General features: G+C 47.4%; 13 protein-coding genes and 1 pseudogene. 7 read left to right on the top strand and 7 right to left on the bottom strand.

The features are described from left to right. The first annotated feature begins 87 nt into the window (after positions 1–87). Positions 88–1,479, top strand: coding sequence for an L-seryl-tRNA(Sec) selenium transferase (gene selA / locus LPW36_RS06310; protein ID WP_230608665.1), 1,392 nt, complete (start codon positions 88–90; stop codon positions 1,477–1,479). After that, entirely contained in the window at positions 1,476–3,356 is a 1,881-nt protein-coding gene (selB, locus tag LPW36_RS06305) for a selenocysteine-specific translation elongation factor (protein ID WP_230608664.1), read from the top strand. Before selA ends, selB begins: the two co-directional genes overlap by 4 nt. Before the next feature lie 30 nt (positions 3,357–3,386). Here the strand turns inward: selB and LPW36_RS06300 are convergent, their stop codons facing one another. From LPW36_RS06300 to LPW36_RS17955, 4 genes are all read right to left on the bottom strand, one after another. Then, positions 3,387–3,974, bottom strand: a complete 588-nt coding sequence (locus LPW36_RS06300; RefSeq protein WP_230608663.1) for a YgjV family protein — start codon at positions 3,972–3,974, stop codon at positions 3,387–3,389. Between the two features lie 342 nt (positions 3,975–4,316). After that, a complete protein-coding gene (locus LPW36_RS06295) occupies positions 4,317–4,535 on the bottom strand; it encodes an alpha/beta fold hydrolase (protein WP_230608662.1) in 219 nt (72 codons plus the stop codon). 313 nt (positions 4,536–4,848) lie between these two features. Beyond that, the gene (gene ykgO, locus LPW36_RS06290; RefSeq protein ID WP_230608661.1) at positions 4,849–4,989 is read right to left on the bottom strand and encodes a type B 50S ribosomal protein L36; all 141 of its coding nucleotides are present in this window, start codon (positions 4,987–4,989) and stop codon (positions 4,849–4,851) included. Between the two features lie 187 nt (positions 4,990–5,176). Continuing rightward, positions 5,177–5,587: a PsiF family protein gene (locus LPW36_RS17955; protein WP_420844734.1), complete on the bottom strand. Its 411-nt coding sequence runs from the start codon at positions 5,585–5,587 to the stop codon at positions 5,177–5,179. A gap of 429 nt (positions 5,588–6,016) precedes the next feature. On the opposite strand from LPW36_RS17955, the pseudogene LPW36_RS06275 reads away from it, so the two are divergent. The 3 genes and pseudogenes from LPW36_RS06275 to LPW36_RS06265 all read left to right on the top strand — a co-directional run. Continuing rightward, positions 6,017–6,232 (top strand): annotated as a pseudogene (locus tag LPW36_RS06275) (IS5/IS1182 family transposase); the annotation flags it as partial. Between the two features lie 157 nt (positions 6,233–6,389). Then, a complete protein-coding gene (locus LPW36_RS06270) occupies positions 6,390–6,554 on the top strand; it encodes a YnfU family zinc-binding protein (RefSeq protein ID WP_268991534.1) in 165 nt (54 codons plus the stop codon). A 229-nt stretch (positions 6,555–6,783) separates the two neighbouring features. Next, positions 6,784–7,635 carry a beta-1,6-N-acetylglucosaminyltransferase gene (locus LPW36_RS06265; RefSeq protein ID WP_230608660.1) on the top strand — a complete coding sequence of 284 codons (852 nt, stop codon included), beginning with the start codon at positions 6,784–6,786 and terminating at the stop codon, positions 7,633–7,635. Positions 7,636–7,656: 21 nt separating this feature from the next. Here LPW36_RS06265 and LPW36_RS06260 read toward each other — a convergent pair whose 3' ends face one another. Then, the gene (locus LPW36_RS06260; protein ID WP_420844733.1) at positions 7,657–7,872 is read right to left on the bottom strand and encodes a type II toxin-antitoxin system RelE/ParE family toxin; all 216 of its coding nucleotides are present in this window, start codon (positions 7,870–7,872) and stop codon (positions 7,657–7,659) included. A 29-nt stretch (positions 7,873–7,901) separates the two neighbouring features. On the opposite strand from LPW36_RS06260, the gene LPW36_RS06255 reads away from it, so the two are divergent. Continuing rightward, positions 7,902–8,825, top strand: coding sequence for an IS5 family transposase (locus tag LPW36_RS06255; protein WP_230608659.1), 924 nt, complete (start codon positions 7,902–7,904; stop codon positions 8,823–8,825). 44 nt (positions 8,826–8,869) lie between these two features. Here LPW36_RS06255 and LPW36_RS06250 read toward each other — a convergent pair whose 3' ends face one another. Together LPW36_RS06250 and LPW36_RS06245 are read right to left on the bottom strand one after the other, a co-directional pair. Then, positions 8,870–9,055, bottom strand: a complete 186-nt coding sequence (locus LPW36_RS06250; protein WP_230608658.1) for an ORC-CDC6 family AAA ATPase — start codon at positions 9,053–9,055, stop codon at positions 8,870–8,872. A gap of 15 nt (positions 9,056–9,070) precedes the next feature. Continuing rightward, positions 9,071–9,622 carry a recombinase family protein gene (locus tag LPW36_RS06245; RefSeq protein WP_230608657.1) on the bottom strand — a complete coding sequence of 184 codons (552 nt, stop codon included), beginning with the start codon at positions 9,620–9,622 and terminating at the stop codon, positions 9,071–9,073. A 162-nt stretch (positions 9,623–9,784) separates the two neighbouring features. Here LPW36_RS06245 and LPW36_RS06240 point away from each other — a divergent pair, with 162 nt between their 5' ends. After that, positions 9,785–12,790 (top strand): Tn3 family transposase, encoded by a 3,006-nt coding sequence (locus LPW36_RS06240; protein WP_230608656.1) that lies wholly within the window; start codon positions 9,785–9,787, stop codon positions 12,788–12,790. Positions 12,791–12,803: the final 13 nt, after the last annotated feature.

Raw genomic sequence — 12,803 nt, 5'->3', positions numbered from 1 at the left:
TATCATTCACGACCTGATAAGCTTAGGCTTCACGTTATGGCGTTGAGCCGATATATTAGCGTCATTGATTTTTAACAGGCCGCACTCATGAATAATCAAACACAATCCCTGTACAGCCAGCTTCCTTCGGTGGATCGCTTACTTAATGAGCCGGATATAGAGCCACTATTGCTGCAATTTGGCCAGCATCTGGTGGTGTCGTCGCTGCGTGATTTACAGCAACAGGCCCGACAGGAGATTAGCCAGTTCAATCGATTGCCCGAGTGGAGTCATAACTGGATTGAAGCGGTTAGCAACCATCTGATGCAGAAACAGCGCAGCGGCTTACAGCCGGTATTTAACCTGAGCGGAACCGTGCTGCATACAAATCTGGGGCGTGCGCTGTTGGCGGAGGAAGCCATTGATGAAGTTGCCAGCGTTATGCGTCAGGCCGTGACGCTGGAGTACGATCTGGATGGCGCAGGGCGTGGTCATCGGGACAATGTGATTTCCGATTTGCTGAGTGAATTAACTGGTGCAGAAGCGGCCTGTATCGTGAATAACAACGCGGCGGCGGTGATGCTGATGCTGGCTGCGGTAGCGGCAGATCAAGAAGTTATCGTTTCTCGCGGTGAGCTGGTGGAGATTGGTGGTGCATTCCGGGTGCCGGATGTGATGCGTCAGGCGGGGTGTAAGCTGGTGGAAGTGGGCACCACTAACCGTACACACCTGCGTGACTACCGCGAGGCGGTAAGTGAAAACACCGGTTTACTGATGAAAGTACATACCAGTAATTACAGCATTCAGGGTTTTACGGCGGCGGTTGATGAGCAGGAGCTGGTAGCGCTGGGGCGTGAGCTGAATTTACCGGTAGCCACTGACCTTGGCAGCGGTTCATTAATCGATTTACAACAGTATGATCTGCCCGCCGAGCCAATGCCGCAAAACCTGATTGCTGCCGGTGTGGATTTAGTCACTTTCTCCGGCGATAAACTGTTGGGTGGCCCACAGGCGGGGATTATCCTCGGTTCGAAAAAGTGGATTGAGAAAATCCAACGCCATCCGTTAAAACGCGCACTGCGCGCCGGAAAGCTAACGCTGGCAGCGCTGGAAGCCACATTGCGTCTTTACCAACAGCCGGAACGTCTGGCGTACTCTCTGCCGACTTTGCGCCTGTTAAGCCGTGATGCCGTTGAAATGAGGGAAATGGCGGCGCTGTTACTTTCTCCATTACAGGCTTGTTACGGCGGGAATTTCACCGTACAGGCGGAGCATTGCCTGTCGCAAATTGGCAGTGGATCATTACCGGTAGATCGCCTGCCCAGCTATGCCCTGACTTTTGAGCCAAAAGATGGCCGGGGCCGAACGCTGGAAGCGCTGGCGGAAAAATGGCGCGCTCTGCCAAAACCGGTGATTGGTCGGATACAGGAAGGAAAACTATGGCTGGATCTACGCTGCCTTGAAGATGAATCAGAATTGCTGGAGATGCTGTTAGCATGATTATTGCCACTGCCGGACACGTTGACCACGGAAAATCCACGTTGCTGCAAGCGCTGACCGGCGCCGGCAGCACCGATCGCCTGCCGGAAGAAAAACGCCGGGGAATGACCATTGATTTAGGCTATGTCTTTTTGCCGTTGGAAGCGGGTCAGGTACTGGGTTTTATTGACGTTCCGGGCCATGAAAAGTTTTTGGCAAATATGCTGGCGGGCGTTGATGGTGTTCAGCATGCGTTGCTGGTCGTGGCCTGCGACGATGGCATTATGGCGCAAACCCGGGAACATCTGGCCATTTTACGGCTGGTGGGCATTCCTGCCATTACCGTTGCCTTAACCAAAGCAGATCGGGTCACACCGGAGCGGGTTGCCAGCGTCAAAAGCCAGATCGCTGATGAGCTAAGTGCTCAGGGTTGGAGTGGTTGTCCACTCTTTATTACTGCAGCACCACAGGGAACGGGCATCGCAGAGTTACGCCAACATTTAATCAATTTATATCAGCATCAAAGCGAAGATAGCGAAGCATCAATACACCGTTTTCGTCTGGCGGTTGACCGTAGTTTTACCATCAAAGGCAGCGGCCTGGTGGTAACCGGAACCGCATTTAGCGGACAGGTTAGCGTAGGAGATACCCTGTGGCTGACGGGCGCTAATCGACCGGTTCGGGTAAGAAGCATTCACGCCCAGAATCAACCGGCAGAGCGGGCGGGGGCCGGTGAGCGTATCGCGTTAAACATCACCGGCGATATGGGTAAGCAGGATGTAAACCGTGGAGACTGGCTGTTACAGCAAGCCCCCCCCGAAGCCGGAGACAGAGTTCTCGCGATTCTCCATTGTGATAAGCCTATTCGCCATTGGCAATCGGTACATTTGCACCATGCGGTTAACCATATTACTGGCCGTATTTCGCTGTTACAGGAAGGGGCGGTTAGCGCGGGCAGCGACGTTTTAGTGGAGCTGGTGCTGGATGAACCTCTGTTACTGGCAGAGAACGATCGCATCATTGTGCGCGATATCAGCGCCCGTGAAACTCTGGGCGGTGCGCGAGTGTTGTTACTTCAGCCGCCGCGTAGAGGAAAACGCCAGCCGGAATATCTTGAAAAGCTTGGCCAGCTCAGTCAGACACAAGATGATATGCAGGTTTTACAGCTGCGTCTGGCGGAAGGCAGCTTATCCCTTAAAGCATTCGGTTGGGCGCGTCAGTTAACCGACGACGGGCTACCAATGTTGTTAACGGCGTCAGGTTGTAAAGTGGTGGGTGATACCGCACTGCAACAGGAAAAAGTGCAAGAGTTCCAACAGCGGTTGATAGATACCCTGAGCGATTTCCATCAGCAGCATTTGGATCAGTTGGGGGTTGGGCGGGCCAGATTGCGCCGGATGGCGCTACCCTCAGAGCCGGAAGCCTTAGTGTTCTCACTGGTTGATATGTTGTTGGCGGAAAAACGTCTGAGTAACAGCCGGGGTTGGCTGCATCTGCCGGAATTCAGCCTGGCATTTACGCCTGATGAACAGGAGATATGGCAGCGTATAGAAGAGAAGTTTGGTGATGACCCCTACTGGGTGCGGGATTTAGCTTCCGAGCTGGCGTTGGATGAGCAACGGGTGAGAGCCGTATTGCGTAAAGCGGCGCAATTGGGCCATATCACCGCAGTGGTGCGTGACCGTTACTACCTGAGCGGTCGTATTCGCCAGTTTGCCGATTTGATTCGTACTATGCACACCACTCAGGGAAGTACCTGCGCTGCTGATTTTCGCGATCGGCTGGGGGTAGGACGTAAGCTGGCGATTCAGGTTCTGGAGTTTTTTGACCGTAGTGGCTTTACCCGCCGGCGCGGTAATGACCACTTACTTCGCGATCAGGGGCTGTTTCTGGATTAAACTGTTAAGCCCGCGGTATAAAGTGCGGGCTTACTTTTGTTCTTCAGGTGTTTTTTCTTCCAGCGCCTTTTCTTCTTCTGCGGCTTTAATTACTTTGCTTTCAATGGCAAAAGGATCGATACCACGTTTTTGCATACGGTAGAAACGAATAATATTGAAGCCGTTCATCAACAGAAAACTCCCTTCAATCAGGGTTCCGCCAATCGAGCCAGCCCAAATGTTGTGGGTAACCCAACAGGCGGTTGAGCACCACATAATGCTGCGCATCTTTAAACCATGAGTGCGGAACATTGCCCAGGTACTGGCAATGGTACCGGCAATCGGCAGGGCTTCAATTGGGTGCTGAATTTTCATGGTGGCTAATATTAGCGTCAGGGTAATAAAGATCATCATGACCCAAAGGTTACGCCACCAGATGGAGGTGATGGTACGTATTGCACTCAGCAGTACGCTCATTGCAGCCGCATTGGCGCCCATCATAAAGAAGTGACAACTCATGATGGTTGAATAGGCAGAAAGCTGATATTTAAAACCGCGCTCATTGCGGTTAAAAAACATGGTAATCCCTACCAGAAACGCCACGCCGCCCACAGCCTGAGCAGCCCAATAAAATGTCATGACCAGAATGTCCTTACAGAAAGTATTGCTATATTTTTGCAGATAATAAAACGTGAGAAGCGAATCTCATCACTTAGATTTATTCAGAGATACTCTTGGTCAGGTCATTTTAGAAATGGCTGTTTCAGTCGCTAATTAATGTGAAGTTTATCACACTTTAATCGGGTGCTCCCATAGCATTGTGAGCAGGGTTAAAATATAGTCGGATATCAGGACATTCCTGAATTAATCGGGGTTTCTGTTTATAAAATCATAGAACTTTAAACAATAATAAAACGGAAAGCCCATCTGGCAGTTTGCTTTACAGTGTATCGTTTTACTTCAGGGGCATTTTTATGTCGATTAGTTGTTCTCCATTGCCGTTACCGCTTTGTCGCTGCTCTCATATCCACGCAGGTCGGCAGTAACAATAGTAAAGTGTTGAGCAAGAGCTGGCGCTACTTTATGCCACATCATATGGGGATGACCATGAAGCATCAGCAATGCTGGTCCCTGATCGGTGGTACAATAACTAATATCAATATGATTAACTTCGTATTTTTGTTGTTCTAATTCAGCCAATATCGCGGCATCCTCCCGTTATCAGATCGTTTTTATCATTGTAAATAGCCTTCTGACATTAACAATAGAGCGTTATGTGAACGGATTAAACACGCTTTGTGTTTAATTAGGTTGAAAAATGAGCAGTATTTGAAGGTGCAGGTATTGATTAAGTTAGTGACTACTAACTTATTAATGAAGATAAGTCCATTATCATGAATATTTATTTTTTCAGTATTGGATGCCAATAATTTAGAAAATCAGCCAGTCACGAAATATAGTTAGTAAGCACTCACCGGGAGAGTGCTTTTCACTAAATTGAGAAGAAAAATGGTTAACGTTTTTTCTTTCCACCCTGTACCGCTTTAAATCGCGGGTTGGTTTTGCATATAACGTAAATCTTGCCCCGACGGTGCACCACTTTACAATCAGGATGGCGCTGCCTGGCGGAACGTAGAGAACTTAAGACCTGCATGATTACCTCTGAATTGATATGTTATAATATAACATTTATAAGTATGCACTTACCTTAAGGCTGGGTCAATCGAGGGATGATAAAAAATGATCGGGTGATTAGTAGGGAATGAAGGCGTCGGGCTGGATAAATAACGAAACAATATCCCGCCTTGTGGCGGGATATAACTGGTAATAAGCAGGAAGGGTCAGGCCGCTTTTTTCAGACAGGTATTCATAAAGGTTTTGCGGTCGTCGCCTTTTAGCGCTTTATCACCGGCTTCTTTATTACATTCGGCCATTTTTTGCTGTTGTGGCGTTACCGCTTTTTCAGCGGTATCCGCTTTGCCTTTCAGGCAACTGCTCATAAAGGCTTTACGGTCGTCGCCCTTCAGGGCTTTATCACCGGCTTCTTTATTACAGTCAGCCATTTTTTGCTGTTGAGCGGTCATTTTCTTTTCGCTTTCAGCGGGCTTGGCTTTCAGACAGTTACTCATAAAGGCTTTGCGTTCATCGCCTTTAAGATCTTTATCTGTTGCTTCTTTATTACAGTTGCTCATTTTATCGCGCTGGGCGGTTTGTGCTTTGGTTGGTTCCTTTGCTGTAGTATCGGCGGCCATGGCGGCTCCGGATAAAAAACAAAGACTTAAAACAACGGGCAATACAGAAGAAATACGCATCACAATTACTCCCTTCAAATAGTGGAAATCGTGTTAAGCATAGACCTTGTCACCATAAAGTAATACAGCGAGGCAAAAAAAATTACCGATATGAAAGCCAGATCTGGAACGATAATACCTTATTATTGGGGTCTGATGCTCAGTGGAACGAAAACTCACGTTAAGCAATGTTTTCTTCCTCTGAGCATCAGACCCCTCTACACACCCCACAGAACATTATGCTGCTGGACGCTGCATAACGTTCTGAAGGTCGGCCAGACCAGTGATTGCCATCGGGATGGCTTGCCGAGTTGGGACTCGTCACACTGATTCGGCTCCCCCAACGGCACAACTCCCTGAACGGGAATAGCAACCCAGCGCTATGAGATTCAACGGCTGAGCGGGAGCAATGCACGGTGGAAATGGACAACAGATTACAACCGTCGGTCGATAGCGGAAACGGCGATGTACAGGGTAAAGCAGTTGTTCGGTGGTTCGCTGACGTTGCGTGACTACGATGGTCAGGTTGCAGAGGCTTTGGCCATGGTACGTGCGCTGAACAAAATGACGAAGACAGGCATGCCAGAAAGCGTGCGTATTATCTGACAACTGCAACCGGCTACGAAGATGCTTGCCCTAAATCTGATTTATTCAACAAAGCCCGTACAACCCTAAAGTAAAGAGACTTAAATATAACAAATAGTGAGCTATCTACAACATTTAAGCGTACACTGGAATTCAACATCTCTGCTGGATAAAAGATATGTCTATCTTTGATAGTTTTAAGATGTTTCGTGACAAATCAGTCGATGTCACATGCCCTAAATGTTCTCGCATAGCTGAACAGAGTATGCATAAATTAAGAAAAAATATAACGATGGTTTGCCCTCATTGTGGATATTATTTCCGAGGTGTAGAAGATTGCTAAATATTCACATCCATTTTTCACGATCATCAATATAATTAACGTGCGAAAAATGAAATGCCTGATAATAGATTTAATATTGTAATTAACTGATTTAGTTAAAAATAAGTAATTATCGCGCGCTATTTATAGTTAAAAGTCACTTTTCTATTTAACCAACTTCACTCTCACCCTTAATATTGTAGTATGGTTATTATAAGTGTGTTGAGTTGAAAATATGAGGCTATTTTACATGATTGCATATTTCATGTTAGTTCATCGCTATCCCAATCAATTCAAGAGATTATTTAAATCTATTTATCATGAAAAAAATCATTATGTAATACATATCGATAAGCGTGCTGGTAAAAGTATTTTTGATGAAATAAGCTTGTTTTTGAGTAATTATAATAATACCTCATTATTAGAAAGTAAAGAAGCTATATGGGGTGGGTATAGTTTGGTAGATGCCCAGTTGCGTGGTATCGAAAAACTTGTAACCAGTGGTTCGGCATGGGATTACTTCATAAATTTAAGTGGACAGGATTTTCCATTAAAAAACCAAGCTTTTATAATGGAGTATCTTAGTGCGTTTGATTGCTGCGAATTTATAAAAGTAGTTAACCAAAATCTGGTTAGACCGGAAACCATGCATAGGATAAAAGACTATGTTCAGGAAATAAATGGAGAGCTGGTTGTATCCACTGTATCTAATAGACCGTTTTTGAAAGGTGTTACACCATACATAGGTAATCAGTGGATGATATTAAGTAAGAGTTTTTGCGAGTTTATCACCTATAGTCCAGAGTTAAGGGTTTTTAAGGATTTTTACCGTAATACATTAATTTCGGATGAAAGTTTTTTTCAAACCGTATTGATGAATACCACATTTAAATCCAGGATAATTTATGATGATAAAAGAGAAATTGACTGGGTCGAGTCAAGTGATATTAAATTGCGCCCTCGTGATTTTTTGACTGGGGATTCAGAAATGCTAATAAATAGTAAAAATCTATTTGCTAGAAAATTTGATGAAAATACTGATAGCGGCATTCTCAGTATACTTGAAAACAGCATGAAATTGTCTGCTGTTAGCGCTTTATGATTTTGATAAATATGAGATTTTTCACCGACTTTCCCGTGTGTGCCATATACGCAATATATAGATGTTTGAATTAATAATTTCATATCGAACTTCATATTCTCCGACTAATATCTTTCTAATTTCTCTTGGTTCAAATTGAAACAACTGTTCTCCTATATGGGGATTAGATACCAGAACCGTAGGTGCCTGGGGGCTTTGTTGAATAAATCGAACTTTTAGGTGATTGGCGGATCTTATCGCTACAGTCTCTTCCGCATCGGATCCCCATGGCAAAGCAAAAGTTTAAAATCACTAACTGGTCAGCCTACAACAAGGCACTCAGACAGCGTGGTTCGCTGACGATCTGGCTTGATGAATCAGCTATTGCTACATGGACTGACAGGGCACTGCCTAAAGGTCGTGGCCGACCTCTTCACTACACCGATATGGCGATCTCCACGGTTCTGATGATGAAGCGCGTGTTTAATCTGCCGCTCCGGGCATTACAGGGCTTCATTGACTCGATTTTTACGCTGATGGCTCTGCCGCTGCGCAGCCCGGACTACTCTCTGGTCAGTAAGCGGGCAAAGTCGGTTAACGTCAGCTTTAAAACGCACACGCGGGGTGAGATAACGCATCTGGTAATTGATTCCACAGGACTTAAGGTCTTCTGTGAAGGTGAGTGGAAAGTCAAAAAACACGGCAAAGAACGCCGTCGTATCTGGAGAAAATTGCATCTGGCGGTTGATGCGAGCACGCATGAGGTTATCTGCGCTGACCTGTCACTGAACAACGTTACCGACGCAGAAGCTTTCCCGGGACTTATCCGGCAGACACACCGGAAAATCAGGTCAGCGGCGGCGGATGGTGCTTATGATACGCGGCGATGTCACGACGAACTGCGTCGCAAGAAAATCAGCGCCCTCATCCCGCCCCGAAAAGGAGCGGGTTACTGGCCTGATGAATATGCAGACCGCAACCGTGCTGTTGCGAATCAGAGGCTGAGCGGGAGCAATGCACGGTGGAAATGGGCAACAGATTATAACCGTCGGTCGATAGCGGAAACGGCGATGTCCAGAGTAAAGCAACTGTTCGGTGGTTCACTGATGCTACGGGACTATGATGCCCAGGTTGCAGAGGCTTTAGCCATGGTGCGTGCGCTGAACAAGATGACGAAGGCAGGGATGCCAGAAAGCGTGCGTATTGCCTGACAGCACAAACAGCTATGGGGATGTTTACCCCAAATCTGATTTATTCAACAAAGCCTGAATAAAGCGCTTTTACCAGTTCCACGTCTGCCGACAACAACAGTCCGGTCATCAGTTTCAATTAGCGTCCTAAAATCAGCAGTTTCAATAAACGCGCTACTTAACATTTTTTTATCATTTTCTGCTGTTGTATCGCCGAACGGATTAGACTTTGAAGTAATATTAAATTCCATATTCAACCTTTTGTGTTAGTTGCTTTCATTTATCACTTTATATACTGTTGAACGTGCAATATTCATTGTTTTTGAGATATACGTAGCTCCTAATCCTTGTTTCCACATATCCAGTATGTCATCTCTTTTTATTTTTCTCTTTCTGCCAAATACTACTCCATTTGCCCTTGCTTCTTGGCGACCTTCATTTGTTCGCTCTAATATTCTTTGGCGTTCAGCTTGCGCCACTGCTGATAAAATAGTTACGACCATTTTACCAATTTCTCCGTCAGTACTAATCCCATCATCAATGAATCGGATTGCCACTCCTTGTGCATCGAAAGTTTTTATCAACTGAATCATATCGGCAGTGTCGCGACCAAGGCGGTCTAGTTTTTTAACCAATATGACATCACCCTCTTCCACTTTCATTCGCAGGAGATCCAGTCCCTCCCGGTCGGTAGAGCTACCTGATGCTTTATCAGTAAAGATGCGGTTTCCTTTCACTCCTGCATCTTTGAGTGCCCTGACTTGAATATCGAGAGACTGTTGGCTGGTTGATACCCGCGCATAACCAAAAAGTCGCATAAAACGTCTCCAAAATCGAATGTCGGACAAATAATGTCCATTATATCAAAAAAACGACTTAATCGACAGTTTAGCCATACTGTTTTATGATGTCTGATAATTTATAATATTTCGGACAGTTACAAAATTGTTAACTTGTAACCTTCAGGCAGGGAGGCTGATATGCCCGTCGATTTTCTGACCACTGAGCAGACTGAAAGCTATGGCCGGTTCACCGGTGAACCAGATGAGCTTCAGCTGGCCCGCTATTTTCATCTTGATGAGGCAGACAAGGAATTTATCGGAAAAAGCAGAGGCGATCACAATCGTCTGGGAATTGCCCTGCAAATAGGGTGCGTACGTTTTCTGGGTACCTTTCTCACCGATATGAATCATATTCCTTCCTGCGTCCCGCATTTTATCGCCAGACAGCTCGCTATCCACGATATCACCGTGCTGGCAGAGTATGGTCAGAGAGAAAATACCCGTCGTGAGCATGCCGCGCTGATACGTCAGCATTATGATTATCGCGAATTTGCCTGGCCCTGGACTTTTCGTCTTACCCGTCTTTTATATACCCGGAGCTGGATAAGCAACGAACGTCCGGGACTGCTTTTCGACCTGGCGACAGGATGGCTGATGCAGCACCGAATTATTCTACCCGGTGCTACCACGTTAACCCGGCTGATTTCAGAGGTAAGGGAAAAGGCAACGCTGCGTCTGTGGAACAGGCTGGCAATGATACCGTCTGCCGTGCAGCGTTCACAACTGGAGACGCTGTTGGGCCCCGCAGCTTCCGGTCGCCTGTCTTTGCTGGAATCACTGAAAAAAGGTCCGGTGACCATCAGTGGCCCGGCGTTTAATGAGGCAATTGATCGCTGGAAAACGCTGAGCGATTTTGGTTTTCATACTGATAACCTGAGTGCGATCCCGGCTGTACGTCTGAAAAATCTCGCTCGTTATGCGGGAATGACTTCGGTGTTCAATATCGCCAGGATGGCCCCGCAGAAAAGGACAGCGATACTGGTTGCCTTTGTCCTTGCATGGGAGACGCTGGCGCTGGATGATGCACTGGACGTTCTGGATGCCATGCTGGCTGTTATCATCCGTGATGCCAGAAAGATTGGGCAGAAAAAACGACTACGATCTCTGAAAGATCTGGATAAGTCAGCACTGGCGCTCGCCAGCGCGTGTTCGTACCTGCTGAAAGAGGAAACGCCGGACGAATCAATTCGGACCGAAGTATTCAGCCACATCCCGAGGCAAAAACTGGCCGACCTTATCGCACTTGTCCGTGAAATTGCCCGGCCCTCAGACGATAACTTTCATGATGAAATGGTGGAGCAATACGGGCGGGTTCGTCGTTTCCTGCCCCGTCTGCTGAATACCGTCAAATTTTCAGCAGCTCCCGCCGGGAGCTCCACTCTGAATGCCTGCGATTACCTCAGCCGCGAGTTCAGCTCAAGGCGGCAGTATTTTGATGATGCACCAACGGAAATCATCAGCCGGCCATGGAAACGACTGGTGGTTAATAAGGAAAAACATATCACCAGAAGGGGATACACGCTGTGCTTTCTCAGTAAACTGCAGGACAGCCTGAGACGGCGGGATGTCTACGTTACCGGCAGTAATCGGTGGGGAGATCCCCGCGAAAAATTACTACAGGGTGCAGACTGGCAGGCAAACCGGATTAAGGTTTATCGTTCCCTGGGGCACCCGACGAATCCACAGGACGCAATAAAATCGTTGGGCCTTCAACTGGACACCCGTTACAAGCAGGTAGCCGCACGCCTTGGCGAAAATGAGGCGGTTGAACTGGATATTTCCAGCCCAAAGCCCAGGCTGACAATTTCTCCCCTCGCCAGTCTTGACGAGCCGGACAGTCTGAAACGACTGAGCAAACAGGTCAGTGATCTTCTCCCGACTGTAGATTTGACAGAGCTGTTGCTCGAAATCAATGCCCATACCGGATTTGCTGATGAGTTTTTCCACGCCAGCGAAGCCAGCGCCAGAGTTGACGATCTGCCCGTAAGCATCAGCGCCGTACTGATGGCTGAGGCCTGCAATATCGGTCTGGAACCCCTGATACGGTCAAATGTTCCAGCCCTGACCCGACACCGGCTGAACTGGACAAAAGCAAACTACCTGCGGGCTGAAACAATCACAAGTGCGAATGCTAGGCTGGTTGATTTTCAGGCAACGCTACCACTGGCACAGGTCTGGGGTGGTGGCGAAGTGGCCTCTGCAGACGGAATGCGCTTTGTTACGCCGGTCAGAACAATCAATGCCGGGCCGAACCGCAAATACTTTGGCAATAACAGGGGGATCACCTGGTACAATTTTATTTCCGATCAGTATTCCGGCTTTCATGGCATTGTTATACCGGGGACTCTTAGAGACTCAATCTTTGTGCTGGAAGGCCTTCTGGAACAGGAAACCGGGCTAAATCCCACGGAAATTATGACCGATACCGCCGGTGCCAGCGACCTTGTCTTTGGTCTTTTCTGGCTGCTGGGATATCAGTTTTCCCCGCGCCTAGCTGATGCCGGTGCTTCGGTTTTCTGGCGTATGGACAATGACGCCGATTATGGGGTGCTGAATGATATTGCCAGAGGGCAGTCAGATCCCCAAAAAATAGTCCTTCAGTGGGACGAAATGATCCGGGCTGCGGGCTCCCTGAAGTTGGGAAAGGTACAGGCTTCGGTGCTGGTTCGCTCGTTATTGAAGAGTGAACGCCCTTCCGGACTGACTCAGGCAATCATTGAAGTGGGGCGCATCAACAAAACGCTGTATCTGCTTAATTATATTGATGATGAAGATTACCGTCGGCGCATTCTGACCCAACTAAACCGGGGAGAAAGTCGCCATGCCGTTGCCAGAGCTATCTGTCACGGTCAGAAGGGTGAGATAAGAAAGCGATATACCGATGGTCAGGAAGATCAACTGGGTGCACTGGGGCTGGTCACTAACGCCGTCGTGTTATGGAACACTATTTATATGCAGGCAGCCCTGGATCATCTCCGGGCACAGGGTGAAACCCTGAATGATGAAGATATTGCACGACTCTCACCGCTTTGCCACGGGCATATCAATATGCTCGGCCATTATTCCTTCACGCTGGCAGAACTGGTGACAAAAGGACATCTGCGGCCGTTAAAAGAGGCGTCAGAGGAAGAAAACATTGCTTAACGTGAGTTTTCGT

The sequence above is a fragment of the Limnobaculum eriocheiris genome (assembly GCF_021010575.1).
Classification (GTDB): domain Bacteria; phylum Pseudomonadota; class Gammaproteobacteria; order Enterobacterales; family Enterobacteriaceae; genus Limnobaculum; species Limnobaculum eriocheiris.
Note: the sequence above shows the minus strand (reverse complement) of the source record. Positions and strands in the feature narration are given on the sequence as shown.

Coding starts and splice junctions, on each gene's coding strand:
- selA (WP_230608665.1), top strand. CDS start 88: ATGAATAATCAAACACAATCCCTGTACAGCCAGCTTCCTTCGGTGGAT.
- selB (WP_230608664.1), top strand. CDS start 1,476: ATGATTATTGCCACTGCCGGACACGTTGACCACGGAAAATCCACGTTG.
- LPW36_RS06300 (WP_230608663.1), bottom strand. CDS start 3,974: ATGACATTTTATTGGGCTGCTCAGGCTGTGGGCGGCGTGGCGTTTCTG.
- ykgO (WP_230608661.1), bottom strand. CDS start 4,989: ATGCAGGTCTTAAGTTCTCTACGTTCCGCCAGGCAGCGCCATCCTGAT.
- LPW36_RS17955 (WP_420844734.1), bottom strand. CDS start 5,587: ATGGCCGCCGATACTACAGCAAAGGAACCAACCAAAGCACAAACCGCC.
- LPW36_RS06270 (WP_268991534.1), top strand. CDS start 6,390: ATGTCTATCTTTGATAGTTTTAAGATGTTTCGTGACAAATCAGTCGAT.
- LPW36_RS06265 (WP_230608660.1), top strand. CDS start 6,784: ATGATTGCATATTTCATGTTAGTTCATCGCTATCCCAATCAATTCAAG.
- LPW36_RS06255 (WP_230608659.1), top strand. CDS start 7,902: ATGGCAAAGCAAAAGTTTAAAATCACTAACTGGTCAGCCTACAACAAG.
- LPW36_RS06250 (WP_230608658.1), bottom strand. CDS start 9,055: ATGGAATTTAATATTACTTCAAAGTCTAATCCGTTCGGCGATACAACA.
- LPW36_RS06245 (WP_230608657.1), bottom strand. CDS start 9,622: ATGCGACTTTTTGGTTATGCGCGGGTATCAACCAGCCAACAGTCTCTC.
- LPW36_RS06240 (WP_230608656.1), top strand. CDS start 9,785: ATGCCCGTCGATTTTCTGACCACTGAGCAGACTGAAAGCTATGGCCGG.